General features: G+C 64.3%; 19 protein-coding genes and 1 pseudogene. 6 read left to right on the top strand and 14 right to left on the bottom strand.

What is annotated here, in order from left to right; translation table 11 throughout:
- Window positions 1-6: 6 nt before the first annotated feature.
- Window positions 7-4,893, top strand: a complete 4,887-nt coding sequence (locus B7X30_RS06620) for a non-ribosomal peptide synthetase (protein WP_286729970.1) — start codon at window positions 7-9, stop codon at window positions 4,891-4,893.
- A 50-nt stretch (window positions 4,894-4,943) separates the two neighbouring features.
- Entirely contained in the window at window positions 4,944-5,987 is a 1,044-nt protein-coding gene (locus tag B7X30_RS06625; RefSeq protein WP_286729971.1) for a cupin-like domain-containing protein, read from the top strand.
- Between the two features lie 22 nt (window positions 5,988-6,009).
- Here the strand turns inward: B7X30_RS06625 and rnhA are convergent, their stop codons facing one another.
- Both rnhA and B7X30_RS06635 read right to left on the bottom strand, forming a co-directional pair.
- Window positions 6,010-6,465 carry a ribonuclease HI gene (rnhA, locus tag B7X30_RS06630; RefSeq protein ID WP_286729972.1) on the bottom strand — a complete coding sequence of 152 codons (456 nt, stop codon included), beginning with the start codon at window positions 6,463-6,465 and terminating at the stop codon, window positions 6,010-6,012.
- 5 nt (window positions 6,466-6,470) lie between these two features.
- On the bottom strand, window positions 6,471-7,361 hold the full coding sequence (locus tag B7X30_RS06635) for a class I SAM-dependent methyltransferase (protein ID WP_423837705.1): 891 nt from the start codon (window positions 7,359-7,361) through the stop codon (window positions 6,471-6,473).
- Between the two features lie 24 nt (window positions 7,362-7,385).
- Here B7X30_RS06635 and gloB point away from each other — a divergent pair, with 24 nt between their 5' ends.
- The gene (gloB, locus tag B7X30_RS06640; protein WP_286729973.1) at window positions 7,386-8,204 is read left to right on the top strand and encodes a hydroxyacylglutathione hydrolase; all 819 of its coding nucleotides are present in this window, start codon (window positions 7,386-7,388) and stop codon (window positions 8,202-8,204) included.
- A gap of 105 nt (window positions 8,205-8,309) precedes the next feature.
- Window positions 8,310-9,884 carry a transglycosylase SLT domain-containing protein gene (locus B7X30_RS06645; RefSeq protein WP_286729974.1) on the top strand — a complete coding sequence of 525 codons (1,575 nt, stop codon included), beginning with the start codon at window positions 8,310-8,312 and terminating at the stop codon, window positions 9,882-9,884.
- A 16-nt stretch (window positions 9,885-9,900) separates the two neighbouring features.
- Here the strand turns inward: B7X30_RS06645 and B7X30_RS06650 are convergent, their stop codons facing one another.
- The 12 genes and pseudogenes from B7X30_RS06650 to B7X30_RS06705 all read right to left on the bottom strand — a co-directional run bounded on the left by B7X30_RS06650 (window position 9,901) and on the right by B7X30_RS06705 (window position 20,719).
- Window positions 9,901-11,160 (bottom strand): CaiB/BaiF CoA transferase family protein, encoded by a 1,260-nt coding sequence (locus B7X30_RS06650; protein WP_286729975.1) that lies wholly within the window; start codon window positions 11,158-11,160, stop codon window positions 9,901-9,903.
- Complete coding sequence (locus B7X30_RS06655) at window positions 11,153-11,551, bottom strand: MAPEG family protein (RefSeq protein WP_276707163.1); 399 nt, start codon at window positions 11,549-11,551, stop codon at window positions 11,153-11,155. Before B7X30_RS06655 ends, B7X30_RS06650 begins: the two co-directional genes overlap by 8 nt.
- Window positions 11,552-11,689: 138 nt before the next feature.
- On the bottom strand, window positions 11,690-13,228 hold the full coding sequence (mctP, locus tag B7X30_RS06660; RefSeq protein WP_013123673.1) for a monocarboxylate uptake permease MctP: 1,539 nt from the start codon (window positions 13,226-13,228) through the stop codon (window positions 11,690-11,692).
- Between the two features lie 4 nt (window positions 13,229-13,232).
- Window positions 13,233-13,445: a DUF3311 domain-containing protein gene (locus B7X30_RS06665; protein WP_013106355.1), complete on the bottom strand. Its 213-nt coding sequence runs from the start codon at window positions 13,443-13,445 to the stop codon at window positions 13,233-13,235.
- Between the two features lie 198 nt (window positions 13,446-13,643).
- Window positions 13,644-14,162, bottom strand: a complete 519-nt coding sequence (locus B7X30_RS06670; RefSeq protein WP_286729976.1) for a DsrE family protein — start codon at window positions 14,160-14,162, stop codon at window positions 13,644-13,646.
- Window positions 14,163-14,252: 90 nt separating this feature from the next.
- Window positions 14,253-14,744, bottom strand: coding sequence for a molybdopterin synthase catalytic subunit MoaE (gene moaE / locus B7X30_RS06675; RefSeq protein ID WP_286729977.1), 492 nt, complete (start codon window positions 14,742-14,744; stop codon window positions 14,253-14,255).
- Between the two features lie 4 nt (window positions 14,745-14,748).
- A complete protein-coding gene (gene moaD / locus B7X30_RS06680) occupies window positions 14,749-15,006 on the bottom strand; it encodes a molybdopterin converting factor subunit 1 (protein ID WP_013106358.1) in 258 nt (85 codons plus the stop codon).
- Window positions 15,007-15,009: 3 nt separating this feature from the next.
- Complete coding sequence (locus tag B7X30_RS06685) at window positions 15,010-16,305, bottom strand: molybdopterin molybdotransferase MoeA (RefSeq protein ID WP_286729978.1); 1,296 nt, start codon at window positions 16,303-16,305, stop codon at window positions 15,010-15,012.
- The gene (mobB, locus tag B7X30_RS06690) at window positions 16,302-16,823 is read right to left on the bottom strand and encodes a molybdopterin-guanine dinucleotide biosynthesis protein B (RefSeq protein ID WP_286729979.1); all 522 of its coding nucleotides are present in this window, start codon (window positions 16,821-16,823) and stop codon (window positions 16,302-16,304) included. Before mobB ends, B7X30_RS06685 begins: the two co-directional genes overlap by 4 nt.
- Window positions 16,823-18,221 (bottom strand): annotated as a pseudogene (gene thrC, locus B7X30_RS06695) (threonine synthase). The gene mobB and the pseudogene thrC overlap by 1 nt, the downstream one beginning before the upstream one ends.
- Window positions 18,221-19,531 carry a homoserine dehydrogenase gene (locus B7X30_RS06700; RefSeq protein ID WP_286729980.1) on the bottom strand — a complete coding sequence of 437 codons (1,311 nt, stop codon included), beginning with the start codon at window positions 19,529-19,531 and terminating at the stop codon, window positions 18,221-18,223. The pseudogene thrC and the gene B7X30_RS06700 overlap by 1 nt, the downstream one beginning before the upstream one ends.
- Before the next feature lie 18 nt (window positions 19,532-19,549).
- Window positions 19,550-20,719 carry a pyridoxal phosphate-dependent aminotransferase gene (locus tag B7X30_RS06705; RefSeq protein ID WP_286729983.1) on the bottom strand — a complete coding sequence of 390 codons (1,170 nt, stop codon included), beginning with the start codon at window positions 20,717-20,719 and terminating at the stop codon, window positions 19,550-19,552.
- Window positions 20,720-20,999: 280 nt separating this feature from the next.
- On the opposite strand from B7X30_RS06705, the gene B7X30_RS06710 reads away from it, so the two are divergent.
- On the top strand, window positions 21,000-21,320 hold the full coding sequence (locus B7X30_RS06710; RefSeq protein ID WP_286729981.1) for an Mth938-like domain-containing protein: 321 nt from the start codon (window positions 21,000-21,002) through the stop codon (window positions 21,318-21,320).
- A 153-nt stretch (window positions 21,321-21,473) separates the two neighbouring features.
- Window positions 21,474-21,781 (top strand): peroxiredoxin (locus B7X30_RS06715; RefSeq protein ID WP_286729982.1); only part of this gene is annotated, 308 nt, incomplete at its 3' end.

A 21,781-nucleotide genomic window follows, 5' to 3' on the forward strand; every position in this document is an offset into this window, starting at 1 on the left:
AAAGCCATGGACACTCCCAACGCCACCGCGGTCGATTACGACCCCTTCGCCGACGCCGCGCCCGTCGCCCGCGTCGCCCCCACCACTGAAGCCCAGCGCGAAATCTGGCTGGCCTGCCAGCTCGGCGGAGACGCCACGCTGGCGTACAACGAATCCATCACCCTGCATCTGCGCGGCGCGGTCGATCTGCCAGCGCTTACCGCCGCGGTGCGCGCCCTGCCGGATCGCCACGACGCGCTGCGCGCCACCCTCAGCGCCGATGGGGAACAGTTGCTCATCGCCGAGCGCCTGAACCTCGACATCCCCACAGACGATCTGCGCGGCCTGACCTCCGAGCAAAGCGATAGCGCCCTGAAGCAAGCCGCCGCGCAGGCCGTCGCCATGCCTTTCGATCTGCAACAAGGGCCGCTGTTTCGCGCACGCCTGCTGCGCCTGGCCGACGATCATGTCGCCCTGCTGCTCAGCGCGCATCACATCGTCTGCGACGGCTGGTCGTTCGGCGTACTGGTGGACGAAATCGGTGCGCTCTACTCGGCCCGCAAGGGCGAAGCCCCTGAGCCCGATGCGCCCGCGAGCTTCGTTTCGTTTGCGCAAGCGCTTTCCGCGCGACAAGGCAGCGCCGAACATCAGGCCGATGAGGCGTACTGGCTGAACCGCTACGCCAGCATTCCTGCGGTGCTGGAGCTGCCTTGCGACCACCCCCGGCCCGCCACGCGCGCTTTCGACTCCAAGCGCATCGACCATGTGCTGCCCGCAAACTTGGTGAGCGCCGTGCGTCAACTCGGCGCCAAGTCAGGCGCCAGCTTGTTTTCCACCCTGCTGTGCAGCTTCGGTGCGTTGCTGCAGCGTCTTTCGGGCAATGATGAAGTGGTGGTCGGCGTACCCGCTGCGGGGCAAACGCTGCCGGGTTTCGAAACCGTCGTCGGCCACGGTGTCAATCTGCTGCCTTTGCGGCTGATGCCCGACGCCGCCGCCCCGCTGGTGCAGTCGCTGCCGGCCGTGCAATCGGCCGTGCTCGATGCCTTCGAGCACCAGCATTACACCTTCGGCACCCTGCTGCAAAAACTGTTGATCGAACGCGATCCATCGCGGGTGCCGCTCGCCCCGGTCATGTTCAATCTCGACCAGGCCATCGATCTGCGCAGCTTTGGCCATCTGCAAGTCAGTACGGTTTACAACCCGCGGCAGGCCGAGAACTTCGAACTGTCCATCAATGCCGTCCCCGTGGTCAACGGCGGCCTTCGGCTCGAGTGCCAATACGCCACCGCGCTGTTCGACGAAGCCACCGTGCGCCGCTGGCTGGCGAGCTACCAAGCCTTGCTGACGCATCTCTGTGCCGCGCCCGATGCGGCGCTCGGCGCCATCGACATCGTCACCGATGCCGACCGGCAGCAACTGGCGCAACTCAATGCCACTTCGTCGCCGCTGCCTCCCGGCCTGCTGCTGCACCAGTTGCTGCATGCGCAGGCCACGCGCACGCCCGACGCCACCGCGCAAATCTGCGGCGCTAGCCCGATGTCCTACGCCCAACTCTGGGCGCAGGCGCATTGCATCGCCCACACGCTGCGCGCACGCGGCGTGCAGCGCGGCTCGCGCGTCGGCCTATGCCTGCCCCGTGACGCCGACATGCTGCCCGCTTTGCTGGGCGTTCTGGTCGCCGGTGCAGGCTATGTGCCGCTGGACCCGAGCTTTCCCACCTCGCGCCTGGCCGACATGGCCGAAGACGCCGACCTCGCCCTGCTGATCGCCAAGTCCACCACAGCCGCCGCTCTGCCCTGGCCGCGCGCGCAAAGCCTGTGGCTCGACGGCGATGCCGCCCAAATCGCCGCCCAGCCCGACACCCCGCCAGCCGCAGAGGCCCAGCGCGACGCCACGCCCGAATCGCTGGCCTACATGATTTACACCTCGGGCTCCACCGGCAAACCCAAGGGTGTCATGCTGCCGCATCGCGCCGTGGTGAACTTTCTGCTCGCGGTCGCCCAACGCCCTGGCCTGACGTCCGGCGACATGCTGCTGGCCGTGACCACACTGTCGTTCGACATTGCCGTACTTGAACTCCTGCTGCCGCTCGCCGTCGGCGCCACCGTGCTGCTGGCCAGCCGCGAACAAGCCGCCGATGGCTTCGCCCTGCGCGACCTGCTGCAAACCCACCCGGTCACGGCCCTGCAAGCCACGCCGAGCACCTGGCGCCTGCTGTTCAGCGCAGACTGGGCGGGCCAAAGCAAGCTCAAAGCGCTGGTCGGCGGCGAACCCCTGCCTGCCGACCTCGCCACCCAGTTGCAGCGCAGTTGCGGTGCGGTGTGGAATATGTACGGCCCGACGGAAACCACCGTGTGGTCCACCTGCTGGCGGGTGCAAGACAGCGCCGCAGGCATCGCCATCGGCACGCCGCTGGCCAACACCCAGGTGTGGGTGCTCGACCCTCGCGGCAATCTTTGCCCCGTTGGCGTGCCCGGCGAAATCCACATCGGCGGGGCCAGCGTCGCCCTGGGCTATTGGCAACGTGAGGCGCTCACGGCGGATCGTTTCGTGCCCGACCCTTTTTCCAACGAACCCGGCGCGCGTCTGTACCGCACTGGCGACCGTGGCCGCTGGCGCAACGACGGCCAGCTCGAACATCTCGGGCGGCTCGACTTCCAGGTGAAGCTGCGCGGCTTTCGCATCGAGCTGGGCGACATTGAAACCCACCTCACCCATCACCCCGAAGTCGCGCAGGCGGTAGCGATGGTACGCGAAGACACCCCGGGCGATGCCCGGCTGGTGGCCTATGTCGTCCCCCGATTCGCGCAAGTGGAGTTGGACCCCGCGCAGTTGCGCAAGCATCTGCAGCAAGACCTGCCCGCCTACATGATTCCGCAGCACATCGTTGCGCTGCAGACGCTTCCGCTCTTGCCCAATGGCAAGATTGACCGCAAGCGCCTGCCTTCGCCTGTCAGCGGCGGCGGGCCGGTCGAGGCCGAGCGCAGACTTCCGCAGACGCCCACGCAAAAGCGGGTGGCCGCAGTGATGGAGCAGGTGCTGCGGCTGCCCGGCATGGCACTCGACGACGACTTTTTTTCCCTCGGCGGGCATTCGCTGCTGGCGGCGCAACTCGCGGCGCGCCTGCGTGAGCAAACCGGTCTGGATGTGCAAATGCGCACCGTATTCGATGCGCCCAGCATCGACGGTCTGTCGCGCTGGATCGACACCCACGCCCAAGACAATAGCGCCAAGGTCGAAGCCATTGCGCACCGCAGCGAGCAGACCGTCGCGCCCGCCTCGCTGCAGCAGGGGCGCATCTGGTTCCTCGAACAGCTCGACCCTGGGCTGCCAACCTACAACACCCCTTCCGCGCATCGCCTGCGCGGGGCGTTGGATGTCGTCGCCCTCGAACGCGCGCTCAACGCCATGGTGGCACGCCAAGCCAGCCTACGCACAGTGATCGTGGAGCAAGACGGCGCGCCGCTGCAGGTCGTTGCCCCCGAACTGACTGTGCAACTGGGCAAGATTCACGACCTCTCCGCCCTGCCCCCTGCCGACCGCGAGGTCGAATTGATGAAAAGGCTGCAGGCCCGCAGCGCCGAGGTCTTCGATTTGGGCGAACTGCCGCTGTTCAAACTGGGGCTCTACCGTCTGGCAGAAGACGACCATGTGCTGTTTTTCATGCCGCACCACATCATCTGGGACGGTTGGTCGTTCGATCTCATTTACGACGAAATGGCGGCGCTTTACCCCGCCTTTGCAGAAGGCCGCGCGCCCGATCTGGCGCCGCTTCCCGTCACCTATGGCGACTACGCCGCCTGGCAGCGGCGATGGCTTGAAACGCCCGACCTTCAGCGCCAGCTCGGCTACTGGCGTGATCAACTCACCCCGTTGCCCGCGCCGCTGAATCTGCCCGCAGACCGCCCCCGCCCCAAGCGCATGACCGGTGGCGGCGACACCTTCTGGTTCAGCCACCCGACCGATTGGTTTGCCAGCCTGCACCAATTCGCGCTGCAACAAAACGCCACGCCCTACATGGTGTTGCTCAGCGCCTTCGCTGCGCTGCTGTGGCGGCAATCGGGCCAGACCGATCTGGTCATCGGCACGCCGGTACGCGGGCGGCCCACGGTGGATCTGGAGAGGGTCATGGGCTTTTTCGTCAACGCCTTGCCGCTGCGGATGTTTGCCGCTCCCGACGCGCCGCTGGAGCAAATGCTGCATTTCTCATCGGTTCAGAGAGACGACAGCCGGAACCCGATCTATCAGGCCTTCTTCTCGTATCAGGATGTGCGACAGCGAAACACCCACTGGGGAACCCTGGAGCAGGAGAATCTCAAGGTCTATCAACCTGCCGCAGCCGAGGACGTTCGCCTGTGGTTCCTCAACACCCCGAGCGGCGTGATGGGTGGGTTGACCTATAACACCGACGTGTTCGAGGCCCCTCGCGTGGCGGCGTGGATGGCGCAGTACAGCCAGTTGCTCGTCGACGCCATGGCGCACCCCGAGACCGCGCTCGCGGATTTGCCCGCCTTGGGGGGCACGGTGAGTGTCAGCAGCCCGGCTTCGACCGCATCGCCCGTCGCTTCGCCAAGGGCGCCCGCCGCAGCCGCACCTGCTGCAGACCGCCTGCAAACCGAGACGGAGCGACAGCTCGCCGCCCTCTGGGCCGAGCTACTCGCCACCCCGCATATCGAGCCCGACGACAACTTCTTTGATCTGGGCGGCCACTCGCTGCTGGTCATGCAGGCCGTCTCGCGTATGGAGAAATTAACGGGAAAACGCCTCGGCCCCCGTCATTACGTGTTCGATTCATTGCGGCAGATCGCCCTCGAATACGACAAAACAGAACAAGCCGCACCCAGTGGCAAAAAGAGTCTCTTCCAGCGCCTGTTCGGGAAAGAGACCAGCAGTTCGACACACTCAGCAAACTGACGCCGCCCAAAGAAGGCAGCCCATCATGCACATTTCCTGGAGTTCAAACCATGCAGCAAGCCACACCGATTGGAGGTGGACCTGATCGCGCACGCGCCCAGCCACTGCAAACCCGCCCGCCCCTCGCCATCGACGTGGTGCAGGCACAGGACCTGCCCTACAACGAGTTCCTGAACGAGTACGTTCGCAAGAACCGGCCCGTGGTCATCGCCGACTCGGTGCGGGAGTGGCCGGCGCTGAGCCGATGGACGCCCGGATATTTCCGCGACAAGTTCGGCGACCAAACCGTGCAGGTGTCCTACACCAAACGCATGGCGATGCGCGACTTCGTCGATGCCGTCGAGGCATCGACCGTCGATGCGCCGGGGCCTTACCTCTATCGCCTGTTCATCCACGATCACCTGCCGCAACTGCTGGCCGATCTCCGTCCGCAAAATGCCTACGCCTTTGCGGGTCGCCATGCGAGCCCGCTGATGCCCGAGCGCTGGCGCCGTCCCGACGGTTTTCTCAAACTGCTCATGGGGGGCGTGGGCAGCAAGTTTCCAGTCATGCACTACGACCTGGAACACGCCCACGCGCAGATCACCGAAATCTACGGCGACAAGGAGTTCTATCTCTTTCCACCCGATAACGGCGACAAGCTCTACCCGCGCCCCACCCAGAAAAACTGGTCTCAGGTGGACAACCCCGCCGCGCCCGATCTGAGCCGCTTTCCGCGCATGGCCGAAGCCACGGCCTACCGCGCCGTGCTCAAGCCCGGGCAGACTATTTTCATTCCCATGCTGTGGTGGCATGCAGCCCGGCCGTTGTCCATTTCCATCTCGGTCTGTACGGCCTTGATGGATCGCTCCAACTGGCCCGGTTTTGTGGAGGACGTCTGCGACCGATCCAAGAACTCGGCGGCCAAGACGGCGCTCAAGCGCTTCTATCTCAAAGGGGCGGGCAGCGTTATGCAAGCCATGGAAAACCTGCAGACGGCAACACCGCTACTGGCAAAGCGCCTCAAATTCCCGTCGGCCCTTTCACCGGCATCCCCGGACTTCGCCAAAGACCCCTCAGAAACGCCGATGAAGTTCCGACTTTCAGTCGAGTGAATGGGCGTGGCGGCGCAGTGACCTACCCGCGCCCCGCCGCCTCCACGCCCTGGTTCGCCAGAGCGTCGGCTTGTTCGTTGCCGGGGTCGCCGGTGTGGCCGCGCACCCACACCCAGCGTAGGGTGTGGGGCGCGGCGGCTTTTTCCAGGCGCTGCCACAGATCGACGTTTTTCACCGGCTTTTTGTCGGCGGTGGTCCATCCGCGCCGCTTCCAGCCGACGATCCATTCGGTCATGCCTTTGAGCACGTATTGCGAATCGGTGTGCAGCAGCACGCGGCTGGGGCGCTTGAGGGCTTCGAGCGCCATGATGGCGGCCATCAGTTCCATGCGGTTGTTGGTGGTTTGCGGCTCGCCGCCGTGCAGAGTTTTTTCATGGGCACCGCTGCGCAGCACCACGCCCCAGCCGCCGGGGCCGGGGTTGCCTTTGCAGGCGCCGTCGGTGTAGATGATGATCTCGTTGTCGGATTCGCTGGTCATAGGGTTCAGATTTTTGTTTTCGCCCGGCGCTGCGCGATGGGTCGCAGCGCGACGGCGCGACGCTGGGTGCGCATTTCCACCTTGCCGACCAGACGCATGGCGGGCACGCGCTTGATCGCCGCTAGGAAGTACACCGCGCCGAACACGGGCCACCAGCGGTCTCCGGCCTGGTCCATGAAGCGCCAGCGGTGCAGCCACAGCGGCGAGCACAGCGCGGGGCGGTAGCAACCGAAGCGGCCTTGGGTGACTTCAAAGCTGAGCAGCCGCAGCCAGTCGCGCACGCGGCGGGGTGCGAGAAATTCGCCGTGCTGAGGCAGATACCAGCCGCCGCCCACGCGCCCGACCAGTTGTCGCATACCCCACAGGCTCCAGGTGTTGAAGCCGCTGATGACGATCTGCCCGCCGGGCACCAGCACGCGGTCCACTTCGCGCAGGCAGGCGTGCGGATCGTCCACCCACTCCAGGGTGTGCGGCAGCACGACCAAATCGAGCGATTGGGCGGGAAACGGTAGCGCGGTGAAGTCGCATTGCAGATGCTCGGTATGAATGGCGTGGGCGTCGGCGGGCTGCGGCTCGGGGGGAAGCTGTGCGCTTTCTGCCGCCAAGCCTACGGCGTCCACCAGGCCGGGCTCGGCATAGACCGGCTCGCCGCCGTAATGCTCGGGCAGCAGGCAGGCCGGGCGCACGCCGGGCAAATCGGGCTGGGCCGACTCGGCGCCGTCGAGCGCCAGCCAGCGATGCGGCATGCGGTTGTGCGCCAGCCCCTGCAAAGCCGGATTGCCGAGTTGCAACGCGTGATAGCCGAAAATGTCGGTCACCACGCGGTCGATCTGGCTCTGTTCCCAAGCCAGGGCGTAGCGACCAGGAGGCGTCTGCAACCAGTGCTGCAGGCTCATCAACGGCCACAGATCGGAGTCACCATGCATACAGAAGCGCTTGCTGCCTTTCGCGATAACTACATCTGGTTGATTAGGCCCGACGCGAACGATCCGCGCACTTTGGTGGTCGACCCGGGCGACGCCGCGCCGGTGATTGGCGCCCTGGAACGGGGCGGCCTGGAACTGCGCGGCATTCTAGTCACCCACCATCACAGCGACCATGTGGGCGGCATTCGCGAGTTGCTGCAGTGGTGGCAGGCGAAGCACCCCGCCGATGAGCCGCCCGTCTGGGGGCCAGCCGCCGAGGCCATTCCCGCACGCACGCAGGCCATGCGCCAGGGCGATGTGTTCTCGCCGACGGGCTGGCCCCTGCGTTTGGAGGTGCTGGAAGTGCCGGGCCACACCCTGGGGCATATCGCCTATGTGGCCACCGCGCTGCAGGGCGAGGAGCCGCCGTCGCTGTTCTGCGGCGACACGCTGTTTTCCGCAGGCTGCGGTCGTCTGTTTGAAGGAACTCCGGCCCAGATGCACCATTCTTTAAACAAACTGTCGCAACTCCCTGAAAATACGACAGTAAATTGTGCCCACGAGTACACCCTCTCTAATCTACAATTCGCACGGGCTGCAGATCCCCTGAACGAGGCGGTGGTGGCGCACCAGAAACGGTGCCTGGCCTTACGCGCCAAAGGGCTGCCCACCTTGCCGAGCCATATCGGCCTGGAGAAGCAGATCAACCCGTTCCTGCGCACCGACCAGCCCGGCGTGCTGCAGGCGCTGGAGCAGCACAAGGGCCAAAAGCCCGGGGACGCGGTGCAGGCGCTGGCCTGGCTGCGAGAGTGGAAAAACGATTTCAAGGGGTGAGAACCGATGCGGCAACTGAGACGACTGCGATTTTGGGCTTTGGGTGCAATGGTCGCAATGGCCGCCGGATGCGCCGCCGTCCCTCCCTCCGAAAAAACCGCCGCCTTGTCTCTAACCTCACCGCCCAGCAGTTCCACCGCCGCCGCTTCCGCAACCGCTGAACCCGGCACACCGCTCAAGGCCGAGGTGGTCGGCGGCGGCGCCATCACTCCCGCAGAGCAAACGGCGCTGCAAGACGACACCAAAGACATCACCCCGCAGTACAACGACATTTGGCAACGCATCCGCGCCGGTTTCGCCATTCCCAATATGGACAGCCCGCTGGTGGGGCAGGCCGCGCAGTGGTACACCACCCGGCCCGACTATGTCGCCCGCATGACCGAGCGCGCGCGCAAATACCTCTATTACACCGTGCAGGAAGTGCAAAAGCGCGGCATGCCCACCGAACTGGCGTTACTGCCTTTCATCGAGAGCGCCTACAACCCCGACGCGCGCTCGGTGGCCCACGCTGTGGGCATGTGGCAGTTCATTCCGTCCACCGGCAAGCACTACAACCTCAAGCAGAACATGTTCCAGGATGATCGCCGCAGCGTGCTGGCCTCGACCAACGCCGCGCTCGACTATCTGCAGAACCTCTACAACATGTTCGGCAACTGGCAGCTCGCCCTGGCCGCCTACAACTGGGGCGAAGGCAGTGTGCAACGCGCCATTGCCTACAACAAGGCGCACAACCTGCCAGTCGATTACCAAGACCTGCGCATGCCCAACGAAACCCGCAACTACTACCCCAAGCTGCAGGCGGTGAAAGACATCATTTCCGATCCGAGCAAGTACGGCATCACCCTGCCCGAGATTCCCGATCATCCCTACTTCAAGGCGGTCACCATCACGCGTGATATCGACGTGTCGCTGGCCGCCAAACTGGCCGGCCTGACGCCCGACGAGTTCCGCTCGCTCAACCCCTCATACACCAAGCCGGTGATCCTGGGGGCGACCAACCCGCGCATTCTCTTGCCCTACGACAACGCCACGCACTTTGCGCAAGCGCTGCAGGCTTACAACGGCCCGCTGTCCACCTGGACGGCCTACACCGTCAAAGCTACTCAATCGCCGATGCAACTGGCGAGCGAACTCAAGGTCAGCGAAGCCGTGCTGCGCGAGACCAACGACATTCCGGCGCGGCAGCTCATCCGGGCCGGTTCGACCGTGCTGATTCCCAAGGCGGATGACGGCAGCAATAAAAACGTCAGCGCGGCCGTCGCCGAAAACGCGGTGTTGGCCTTTGCGCCCGAAGCCCCGCCGGGGCGTCGCATGGTGCTGCGCGTCGGCCGATTTGGCGACTCGGTGCAGGGCGTAGCGCACCGCTATCACCTCAGCCCGCTGCAAGTGGCGCAGTGGAACCGCACGACCGAGCGCGGCATTTTCCGCAAAGGGCAGTTCGTGACCATTTACGTCACGCACACCCCGCGCATTTTCGTGGCCGAGCGCCAGGCGGACGAGCGGCGCATCGTGGCCGAGCGTAAGGTGGTCAAACGGCGCGTGGTGGCCGAACGCAAACCGCAGGTCAAGCGCCGCAACATCGTGCGCCAGCCTGTCAAGGTCGCCGAGCGTCAGCGCAAAGAACTGCACTACAGCGTGCAGACGCGGGACAAGAAACTGATCGACGTCGCGCAGCAGTAAGCGCGCGATCACGCGTTCAGACCGCGCCGTCCTGCCGCAACGCGGCGATCTGCCCGGCGTCCAGACCCAGTTCGGCCAGCACCTCATCGGTATGCGCTCCCAGCGCCGGGCCGAGCCAGCGCGTGGCGCCGGGCGTGGCTGACAAGCGGGGCGCGGGCGCGGGCAAATCGACCGGCGTGCCGTCTGCCAGAGCGTGCGGCTCGATCATGCCGCGCGAGCGAAACTGGGCATCGGCCGCCACATCGGCAATGCTGTAGATGCGGGTGGCGGGCACCTCGGCCGCACGCATGGCCTGCACGATGGCTTCGGGCTCTTGTCCCGCAGCCCATTGCTGTATGGCCGCGTCGATTTCGTCGGCGCGGGCCATGCGGCCTGGATTGCGCGCCAGCCCGGCATCCTCGGCCATATCGGCGCGGCCGATGGTGAGCATCAGCCGCTTGAAAATCGCATCGCCATTTCCCGAAATCTGTACCCACTCGCCGCCCTTGCTGCGATAGACGTTGGATGGCGTGATGCCCGGAATGCTCGTTCCCGTGCGCTGCCGCACCGTGCCGTCGTAGCTGTATTCCATCAGCGTGCTTTCCAGCAGATTGAACACGCTCTCGGTCAGCGCCACATCGACCACTTGCCCTTCGCCGCCCTGCTCCCCGTTCCACCGCCCGCCGGTGGCGTCGCGGTGGCGCAGCGCCATGAGCGCGCCCATGGTGGCGTGCAACGCGGCGATGGAATCGCCCAGCGACAAATTGGCGCGCATGGGCGGGCGATCCGGGTCGCCGGTGACATAGCGCATGCCGCCCATGGCCTCGGCAATGGCGCCAAAACCCGGCTGCAAGCGCATCGGCCCGGTCTGGCCGAAGCCGGAAATGCGCACCATCACCAGACTGGGGTTGACGGCGCGCAGGTCGTCCCAACCCAGGCCGAGCTTTTCGAGTGCGCCAGGACGCATGTTTTCCACCACCACATCGGCCCGCGCCGCGAGCTGCAGCACGATGTTGCGGCCCTGCGGGTGTTTGAGATTGACCGTGATGCAGCGTTTGTTGCGCGCCTGCGCGGTCCACCAAAGCGACTCGCCTTTGTGTAGCTTGCGCCAACTGCGCAGCGGGTCGCCGCCCGGATCATCGCCGCGTGCGGGCGACTCGATCTTGATCACGTCCGCGCCGAACTCGGCCATCAGCCGAGTGGCAAACGGCCCGGCAATCAGGCTGCCGAGTTCGAGCACGCGCAGGCCGCCGAGCGCACTGCGCGCAGGCTGTGTTGAAGCGACCTGCTTATCCATAGAACGGAGCAAACAACAGGGCGATGTTGACCAGCAGCGCCAGCCCCCACACCGCCGAGCGCAACGAGGCGCGGTCGTTGAGGTAGCACCAGAGATAAACCGCGCGCAACACCAGCCAGGCGATCAGCAGACCGTTGATCAGTTCCAGCGGCGCTTTCAGATACAGGGCAAACAAGGCCGCCGCAAACAGAAAGGGCAAGGCCTCGAAGCTGTTGGCCTGCGCCGCGTTGGCACGGCGTCTGCGTGGGTCGGTCTGCCGCTCCATCCAGAGCCGGGGCTCGTTGTTGTCGTAGCGGTTTTCCTTAGAGCGAAACGTGCCCGACTTGGCCTTGCCCGCCGCGACGATGGGCAGTTGCGAGGCAATGAGCAGCAGGATGGCGGTGAGCAGCATGGGGGATCTCCGGGGTGAGTGCGCAGCATACAAAAACCAAGGGCCGACTGCTGTCGGCCCTTGGCACTACCGTCGCGTTTGGCCGGAGTCAAACCTCCGGCGTGCGATCTTCAGGGAGCAGAAACTTGTCTTATGTCGTTAGCCCGCGTAGTCTGCGGCCACGGTTGCATCCTGCTTGTTGGCCATGCCCAAGGCACCGATGACCAGGGTGGCGACGATGGCGACCACGAAGTTGATCACCAGCGCGTACAAGCCGATGTAAGCCGGAATCACCATGCCCGCAATGTGCAGCCCATAGCCCGAGGCCTTGAAGCCGCTGAGCGACGCCGCCCAGACGCCCCAGACCAGACCCGCCGCCCAACCCAGCAGCAGCGCCTTGGCGTCGAACCAGCGGGTGTAGATGCCTGAGACGATAGCCGGCAGGGTCTGCAAAATCAGAATACCGCCCAGCAGTTGGAGCTGAATGGCATAGGTCAGCGGCAGAAACACGATGAACAGCAGCGCACCGAACTTGACCAGCAACGATACCAGCTTGGCCATCTCGGTTTCCTTGTGCGTGCTGCAGTTCGGATTGATATAAGGCTTGTAGATATTGCGGGTGAACAGGTTGGCCGCTGCGATCGACATGATGGCCGCAGGAACCAGCGCACCGATCGCCACCGCCGCAAAACCCACCCCGACAAACCAGCTCGGAAAGTAGTGCAGCAGCAAACCCGGCATGGCAAACTGCGGGCCGTACTGCTTGAAGTAAGGCGCCAGATCAGGCAGCTTGGCAATGCCCGAGGCATAGGCCATATAACCGAGCAGCGCGATGAGGCCGAGCATGAAGGAGTAAGCGGGCAGGAACACCCAGTTGCGGCGCAGGGTGTTGGGCCCCTTGGCCGAGAGCACGGCCGTGGTGGCATGCGGATACAGCATCAGCGCCAGCGCCGAACCAAAGGCCAAAGTCGGATAGAACGTCTGCAGGCCCAGGTTGCCGTCTTTCACCGGCGGCAGCAGCAGATGCCCCTTCGGGATGGCGGCGAAAATGTTGCCGAAGCCGCCGAGCTTGTACGGCACCACGATGATGAGCGCGATCACCGTGATGTAGACCAGCAGATCCTTGACCACCGCAATGGACGCTGGGGCGCGCAGCCCGCTGGTATAGGTGAACGCAGCCAAAATGACAAAGGCGATGACCAGCGGCACATCCCCCATCAGCCCCTGCGTGGAAAAACCCAGCCCGCCGATCACCACCTGAATGCCCACGAGCTGCAGCGCGATATAGGGCATGGTGGCGACGATGCCGGTCACCGCGATCGCCAGCGCCAGCGCCGGGCTGCCGTAGCGTCCGGCGACGAAATCGGACGCGGTGATGTAGTTGTGCTTCTTCGCCACGATCCACAGACGCGGCAGGATGGCGAACACCATGGGATACACCAGCACGGTGTAAGGCAGCGCAAAGAAACCCAGCGCCCCGGCGCCGAACACCAACGCGGGCACGGCCACGAAGGTGTAAGCGGTGTAAAGGTCACCCCCGATGAGGAACCAGGTGATCCAGGTGCCGAAGCGTCGTCCGCCCAGACCCCACTCATGCAGATGATTCATATCCCCCTTGCGCCAATGCGCCGAGGCGAATCCCAGAACCGCGATACCGACAAACAACGCGACAAAAACAACGGTGGCAACGACATTCATGGCGTCAGTCTCCGCTTCCAGACGGCACGACCATCTTGTAGACGATGGCGATGAAAACCCCGGACAGCGGCACCCAGACGAGTTGCCACCAGTAGAAGAAGGGAATGCCGAACACGCTGGGTTCCAGCTTGTTGAAGTAGGGAATGGCGAGCACGGCAACGCAGGGAATCGCAAGCAGAATGAACTGCAGCGGCCCCAGTTTTTTGGGTGTGGACATGGAACGGGTCTCCAGGCTCGGCTGACGCGCCAGGGGCGGCCAACCTTCGGTTTTTTCACCGGCATCCATCGCCGGTGCGCTGACCTGTCGGAGATTAGCCCAGCCGTTTACAAATTCGGGTATCCGAATGTGTCATTCGCAAGCAGGAGAAAACGAACGAGCGTTCGTGAGGGTTTCTACTGAGAGCGAGCAAAAAAATCAGCGGATTTGTTCGGTCGATTCCCGCTTGATCAGGATGCGCGGAATGATCAGGGCATAACCCTGCTGCTGCCAATAGATCAACTCGGTCATGGCGTTGGGCACGATTTCGATGAAATCCAGAAAATCCGCCGGGGTGTAGCCGAAATCGTGCGCCGCCTGTCCGCACACCTTGAACTTCACGCCCATCTGCGCGTAATAGCGCATGCGCTCGACGGCTTCACGGTAACGGTCCTGATTGCGGATAACGGTGGCGGCAATCTCAGTGCCGTGCAGCACCACGACGGCCTGCACATCTTCGGGCGAGAAGTCATAGGGCGAGGCCTGCACCGTGTTGGACACCGAGCGCACCCAGAACAGTGCATTGGAAAGGGTTGCGGGGTCGTCGAGGTAAAACTCGAACACCACTTTCATCGGCGCCTTGTAGGGCGTTTGCACCACCTGTCCAGCGGCGTTTGCTGCGCTGCTGGACACCGCGCAGAGCGCTGCGATCAATACCTGTCGTCTTTTGGCTTGCATGACATCCCCTTGCGAACCCAGATGTATCCGGGTGTAATCGATGGGACATCGAGCGCCTAGCGGGTCAACCCGAGGGCAACCCAGGGATGCTCAGTCGGCGTTGTCGGACTCGACGCCCCAACGGCGCAGAGCGGCGTCGTCGGATTCGCGGGCATCGACCCAGTGACCGCCCTCGGGCGTGGTTTCCTTCTTCCAGAACGGCGCCTGGGTTTTGAGGTAATCCATCAAAAATTCGCAGGCGGCAAAAGCCGCGGCGCGGTGGGCGCTGGCCACCAGCACCAGTACGATGTCGTCGCCCGGCAGCAGGCGGCCCACGCGGTGAATCACCGTGACACCCAGCAAGGGCCAACGCGCCTGTGCCTCATGCACCATGTCGGCAATGGCGCGCTCGGTCATGCCGGGGTAATGCTCCAGGTCCATTGCCTGCACATGGCCGGGGTCGAAAACGCCCGGATGATGATCGCGGCAAATCCCGACAAAACTGGCGATCGCGCCCACGTCCAGCCGCCCAGCCCGCAGCACCTGCAGTTCTGCGCCAAGGTCGAACGGCTCGGTCTGGATGCGAATGGTGATCGGCTCCATGGGCTCAGCCCCCGGTGACGGGCGGAAAAAACGCGACTTCGCAGCCGGGCTGCAGCGCTGTGTCGCCGTCGCACATGAGCTGATTGCACGCCATGCGTAGCGGTTTTTCAGCCGCCAGCGCCAGGGCATAGCGCCCGCCCTGCGCCCGCAGCCAGTCGCGCGCCTGTCCCACGGTGAGCACCGCTTCGGGCAGGTCGTGCGTTTCTTGTGACACACCGACGATTTCGCGCACGCTGGCGAAATACCGAATCTGAACGAGCATGGGTCAGCCCTGAAGCAAGGATGAAAACGGAAGGTAGCGCAGCACATCGCCACGGGCGATGGGCTGCTGCGGCGGGTTGTCCACCAGGCCGTCGGCCCAGACGGTCGAGGTGAGCACCGCGGAATTCTGCGAGGCAAACAGCTCGGCCTCGCCTTGCGCGTTGAGCCGAACGCGCAGATATTCGCGGCGCCTGTCCGGCTTGGGCCAATCGAACGCGGCGCGCACCGGCAGCGTCTGCACGGCGGTTTGCCCTGCACCCTGCAAGGCGAGCAAAAAGGGCCGCACAAACAGCAAAAAGGTAACGAAGCTCGAAACCGGATTGCCGGGCAGGCCGATGAAGGCGGCTTCGCCCTGTTCTCCGCCCTGTTCTCCGCCCTGTTCTCCGCCCTGTTCTCCGCCCTGTTCTCCGCCCTGATTTTCGCTGCGGCGCAGATGGCCGAAGGCCAGCGGCTTGCCAGGCTTCATGGCGATCTGCCACAGATCGAGCGCGCCTTCGGCCTGCACCGCGGGTTTGACGTGGTCTTCCTCGCCCACCGACATGCCCCCGGTGGACACCACGAGGTCGTGGCCCAGCGCGGCTTGGCGCAGCACGGCACGGGTGGCCTCGAGCTGATCGGGCACGATGCCGAAATCGGTCACCTCGCATCCCGCAGTTTCCAGCAGGGCGCGGATGACAAAGCGGTTGGAGTTGTAGATGGCGCCGGGGCGCAGCGGCTCGCCGGGCATGGCGAGTTCGTCGCCGGTGAACAGCATCGCCACGCGCGGCTTGCGACGCACTCGCAGCGAGGCCACTCCCACGGAAGCGGCCAGCCCGAGATCCTGCGGCCGCAGCCGTTGCCCGGCCGCGAGCACCACACTGCCAGCCGCCACATCCAGGCCGCGTCGCCGCACCCAATCACCGGCCTTGGGCGGCGCGTTGATGCGCACCTCGTCACCCTCGGCGGCGCATTGCTCCTGCATCACCACGGCGTCTGCGCCCGGTGGAATGAGCCCGCCGGTAAAAATGCGCGCCGCCGTTCCCGGCTGCAAGGGCTGCGGCACGGCACCGGCCGGAATGCGCTGGCTCACCAGCAGGCGGGTGCCCGCGGCAGACACATCGGCGCTGCGCACGGCGTAGCCGTCCATCGCGGTGTTGTCAGCCGGGGGCACGTCGATGGTGGAGCGCACCTCTTGCGCCAACACCCGACCGAGAGCGGATGAGAGCGGCAGCGTCTCGGTCTCGCTGATTGCGCTCGCAGCGGCCAGCAGACGCTGCAAAGCGACATCGGGATCGATCAGGGGCGAAGCTGGTGCAGTCATGGCAGGTACTCGAATTTGGGGGCATTGTCCGTCAACCAGTCGGCCACGGCAGCCGGGTCGTTGATGTCGAGGACGGCGGCAGGGGCAGGCTGCGGGAGTTGCTGCGGCGAGTCGGTGGCGATGGCGAGAACCTGCGCATCCTCGGGGTAGCACAGAGGCCGCCCGGTACTGGCGCGCCACACTTCAACCTTGGGGAGCCGGGCCTGCTTGAAGCCTTCGACAAACACCCAGTCAGCGGCTGGATCGAGCATGGGCAAAAGCTCGTGCGCCCCAAGCTCTCGCGGCTCTGGCAGACGGCGCTGCAGCGTGATCAGGCGGTCGGATGCGGCCAGCACCTCAAACGCGCCGGCCTCGCGGTGCCGCCAGGTGTCTTTGCCCGGATGATCGAACTCGAAGCGGTGATGCGCGTGTTTGAGCACCGACACCCGCAACCCCTGTTGCACGAACCGCTTGACCAGCGCCTCGACCAAAGTGGTCTTGCCGCTGCCAGAAAATCCGGCAAATCCGACGACCTTCATCAGGAGCCCGCCAGCCCTGCGCCGCAGTGCATCGCAATGTAGGACTTCACCGCCTCCACCTCGACCGGCATGACGGCAAAACGCTGCGGGCGGCGTTCGAGGTCTTCGAGCCCGGCCGGGCGCTGCGGGCAGGTGCCCACGGCTTCCTGAATCGTTTCGGGGAACTTGGCGGCCAGCGCCGTTTCGAGCACCAGCATGGGCACGCCCGGCTCCAGGTGCTCGCGCGCCACTTTCACGCCGTCGGCGGTATGGGTGTCGATCAGCCGTTCGCTGCCCTGCCACACGCTGCGGATGGTGGCGAGCCGGTCGGCATGGGTGCTGCTGCCCGAGGCGAAGCCGTAGTCGGTCGCAATCCTGGCAAACGCCGGGTCGGCCGAGAGGTCGAAAAAGCCCTTGCTCGGCAGTTCGTCCGCGAACAGCGCGTGCACGCGCGAAGCGTCGCGCCCGAGCAGATCGAAGATGAAGCGCTCGAAGTTCGACGGCAGACCTGCGCGGGCGGTAGATGCCGGTGCGGAAAAACTCGTCGAGCACATTGTTTTCGTTGGTGGCCAGCACCAGCTTGCGGATCGGCAGCCCCATCATCCGCGCCACATGCCCGGCGCAGATGTTGCCGAAGTTGCCCGATGGCACGGTGAAGCTCACCTGCTCGTCGTTACTGCGCGTTGCCTGAAAATAGCCGGCGAAGTAATAGACGATCTGCGCCGCCAGCCGCGCCCAGTTGATGGAGTTGACCGTGCCGATGCGCCAGCGGCGCTTGAAGTCGAGGTCGTTGGACACGGCCTTGACCATGTCCTGCGCATCGTCGAACACGCCTTGCACCGCAATGTTGTGGATATTGGCGTCGGCCAGCGAATACATCTGCGCGGTCTGGAACGCGCTCATCTTGCCGAAGGGCGAGAGCATGAACACGCGAATACCGCGCTTGCCGCGCATGGCATATTCGGCCGCGCTGCCGGTATCGCCCGAGGTCGCGCCGAAAATATTGAGTTCGCTGTGCTGGCGGGCCAGCGCGTACTCGAACAGATTACCGAGCAACTGCATGGCCATGTCCTTGAACGCCAGCGTGGGCCCTTCGGACAAGCCCAGCAGCGCCATGCCCGGATCGCCTTTCAGCGGTTTGAGCGGCACGATCTCGGCGTGGCCGTCGAACACCTCGGGCGTGTAGGTCTTGGCGATGAGGGCGCGCAGATCGTCCGCCGGAATATCGGTGATAAAACGCGACAGGATTTCATACGCCAGATCGGCGTAAGACAGCCCGCGCCATTGCGCCAGCGTGGCGCGATCGATCTGCGGATAGCTTTCGGGCAGATAGAGCCCGCCATCGGGCGCCAGCCCTTCGAGCAAGATGTCGGAAAAACCTCGGGTCGCGGACTCGCCGCGGGTGCTCAGATAACGCATCAGCGCAACTCCTCTTTGCGAATACGCACGATGGGCGCGTGCACGCTGGGCAGGGTCTGCATACGGCCGATGGCCGCATTCATGCGCGCCTCGACGGTGTCATGCGTGAGAATGATGAGATCGGTCTGATGCTCGCCCTCCCCGGCTTCGCGCTGAATGAGACCGTCGATGGAAATACCCTCATCGGCCAGGATGCGCGTGAGGTCGGCCAGCACCCCGGTCTGATCGGCCACGCGCAGGCGCAGGTAGTAGGCGGTGACCACCCGATCCATCGGCAGGATGGGCAAGTCGCTCATCGCATCGGGCTGGAAGGCCAGATGCGGTACGCGGTGCTCGGGATCGGCGGTGTGCAGCCGGGTCACGTCCACCAGGTCGGCGATGACGGCAGAGGCCGTGGGCTCGGAGCCCGCCCCCTTGCCGTAATACAAGGTCGGGCCCACCGCGTCGCCCTGCACCACTACCGCATTCATCGCGCCTTCGACATTGGCGATCAGACGTGTGGCCGGTATCAGAGTGGGATGCACGCGCAACTCGATGCCCTCACCGGTGTTTTTGGTGATGCCCAGCAGCTTGATGCGGTAGCCGAGTTGCTCGGCGTAACGGATGTCGGCAGCCTGCAGCGCGGTAATGCCCTCGACATAGGCTTTGTCGAATTGCACCGGCACGCCGAACGCGATGGCGCAGAGAATGGTCGCTTTATGCGCCGCATCCACGCCCTCGATGTCGAAGGTCGGATCGGCCTCGGCATAGCCCAGCGCCTGCGCCTGTTTGAGCACGGTGGCGAAATCCAGCCCCTTGTCGCGCATCTCGGACAGGATGAAATTGGTGGTGCCGTTGATGATGCCCGCGATCCATTCGATGCGGTTGCCGGCCAGCCCTTCGCGCACCGCCTTGATGATGGGAATGCCGCCGGCCACAGCCGCCTCGAAGGCCACGATCACGCCCTTGGCCTGTGCCGCGGCGAAGATTTCGTTGCCGTGTATGGCCAGCAATGCCTTGTTCGCGGTGACCACATGCTTGCCCGCAGCGATGGCCGCCAGCACCAACTCGCGCGCCGGGCTGATGCCCCCCATGAGTTCGACCACGATGTCGATGTCGGGCCGGGTCGCCAACGCCATGAAATCCGTGGTGATGGGCAGAGCGTCCCCTAAAGCGGCGCGCGCCTTGTCGGCGTTGCGCGCGGCAATCGCCGCGAGGGCAATGCCGCGCCCTGCGCGGCGCTGCAGCTCTTCCTGGTTGCGCGCCAGCACCTTGACCACACCGCTGGCGACGGTGCCCGCGCCGAGAAGGGCAATCTGTAAAGGTTTCATAGAGAACGGGACAGGAAATCAGGCCGAGACCGAGGCCGAGGCAACAGCGCGGCTGCGCTTGCGGAGGGTTTCAAGAAAGCGCGCGATGCGGCCGATGGCTTCCGTCAGATCGTCGGCATTGGGCAGAAAAACGAGCCGGAAATGGTCGGGCTGCGGCCAGTTGAAGCCGGTACCCTGCACGATCAACACTTTTTCCTGCGCCAGCAGGTCATAGGCGAACTGTTGATCGTCGGCGATGGGGTAAATCTCGGGATCGAGCCGCGGGAACATATACAGCGCCGCCTTCGGTTTCACCACGCTGACACCCGGAATCTGCGTGAGCAGGTCGTAAGCCAGATCACGCTGCTTGGTCAGGCGCCCTTGCGGCGCGACCAGATCCTTGATGCTCTGATAACCGCCCAGCGCGGTCTGAATCGCCAACTGCCCCGGCGTATTGGCGCACAGGCGCATCGAGGCCAGCATGGTCAGGCCCTCGATGTAGTCGCGCGCACACCGTTTGTTGCCCGACACCACCATCCAGCCCGAGCGGTAGCCGCAGGAGCGGTAGTTTTTCGACAGGCCGTTGAAGGTGATGAACAGCACATCGTCGGCCAGCGAGGCGATGCTGGTGTGGGTGTTGCCGTCGTACAGCGTCTTGTCGTAAATCTCATCGGCGAACACGATGAGTTCATGCTCACGCGCCACCTGCACGATCTCTTCGAGCAATTCGCGCGGGTACAGCGCACCGGTCGGGTTGTTGGGGTTGATCACCACGATGGCCCGGGTGTTGGGCGTGATTTTGCTGCGGATATCGGCAATGTCCGGATACCAGTCCGACTGCTCGTCGCAGATGTAGTGCACCGGCTTGCCGCCAGACAGCGCTACAGACGCGGTGTAGAGCGGGTAATCCGGCGCGGGAATCAGCACTTCGTCGCCATTGTTGAGCAGCGCGTTCATGCTCATATTGATGAGCTCGGAGGCGCCGTTGCCGATGAACACATCGTCGATGCTCACCCCCGCAATGCCCTTTTCCTGCGTGTAATGCACGATGGACTTGCGCGGCGCGAACAAGCCCTTGGAATCGGTGTAGCCGGCCGCACTGGGCAGGTTGTGGATCATGTCCTGCACGATCTCATCGGGCGGCTCGAAGCCGAACACGGCCAGATTGCCGATGTTGAGCTTGATGATCCGCTGCCCCTCCTCTTCCATCTGCCGCCGGAATTCGCGCACAACCACCTCACTCTCTGCCTAGAAAAAGCGTCCGCACAAACACCGTGCGTGCTACCACCCTGGCCACTCATCCCCATCCTGAGCGCCTCTCTTCAGAGGTAGGGGATTCAGACCCGCGCCCGCCCGCCATGCGGAGGGCGAACCCTATAATTTACCTTGATCTGCATCTTCAACCCATGCATTTCCCTCGGTTTGCGCCGTCTTTCCCCCACGCCCGCCCCTGCGCGAGCCTGATGTAGCGGCCCGCACCCGTCCAGTCATGAAACTCCAGCCCGACTTCTCCCCCGATACGCAGATGGTCTCCGTGTTCGCCCCGCAGCAGTCGCCTAAGCCCTGGGGTGCCGAGCATGTCGGCGCGCTGTTGCCCGCGCACATCGACGCCCTGCTGCTCGATCCGCTACCCGAGGTGGTGCTCATAGGCACGGGCCGTGAGCAGCATCTGCTGCCCGCCGCCTTGATGCGCCAACTCATCTCGCGCCGCATCGGCTGGGAAGTCATGGACACCGCCGCCGCCTGTCGCACCTACAACATTCTGGCGGGCGAAGGTCGTCATGTGCTGGCCGCGCTGATGATCGAATGATCGGACCGGCGCGAACCGACACAAAACAGCGTGAACCGGCTCTGGTTCGCGCGGCAAGATAAAATAAGGTTTTACGTCCTTCCGTTTCCCTCAGCAGTATCAACGACTGATCAGAACGAGGAGAAACGATGCAGCAGCCCAGCAGGAGACTTCATGGCTTTGGTCTTGAATAAAGTGGTTCCCGATTTCGAAGCCGCCGCCACCAGTGGCGTGCAGTTCAGCCCGAAAAACTATCTGGGCAAAAAAATTGTTCTCTACTTCTACCCCAAGGACATGACGCCCGGGTGCACCACCGAGTCCATGCACTTTCGCGACAACTTCGAAGCATTCGAGCAGGCCAATGCCGTGATTTTCGGCATCTCGCGCGACAACCTGCTGTCGCACGAAAAGTTCAAGGAGCACCTCGAACTGCCGTTCGACCTGATCGCTGATACGGAAGAAAAGCTCTGCCACATGTTCGG

It is taken from the genome of Thiomonas sp. 13-64-67 (assembly GCF_002282795.1).
Classification (GTDB): Bacteria; Pseudomonadota; Gammaproteobacteria; order Burkholderiales; family Burkholderiaceae_C; genus Thiomonas; species Thiomonas arsenitoxydans.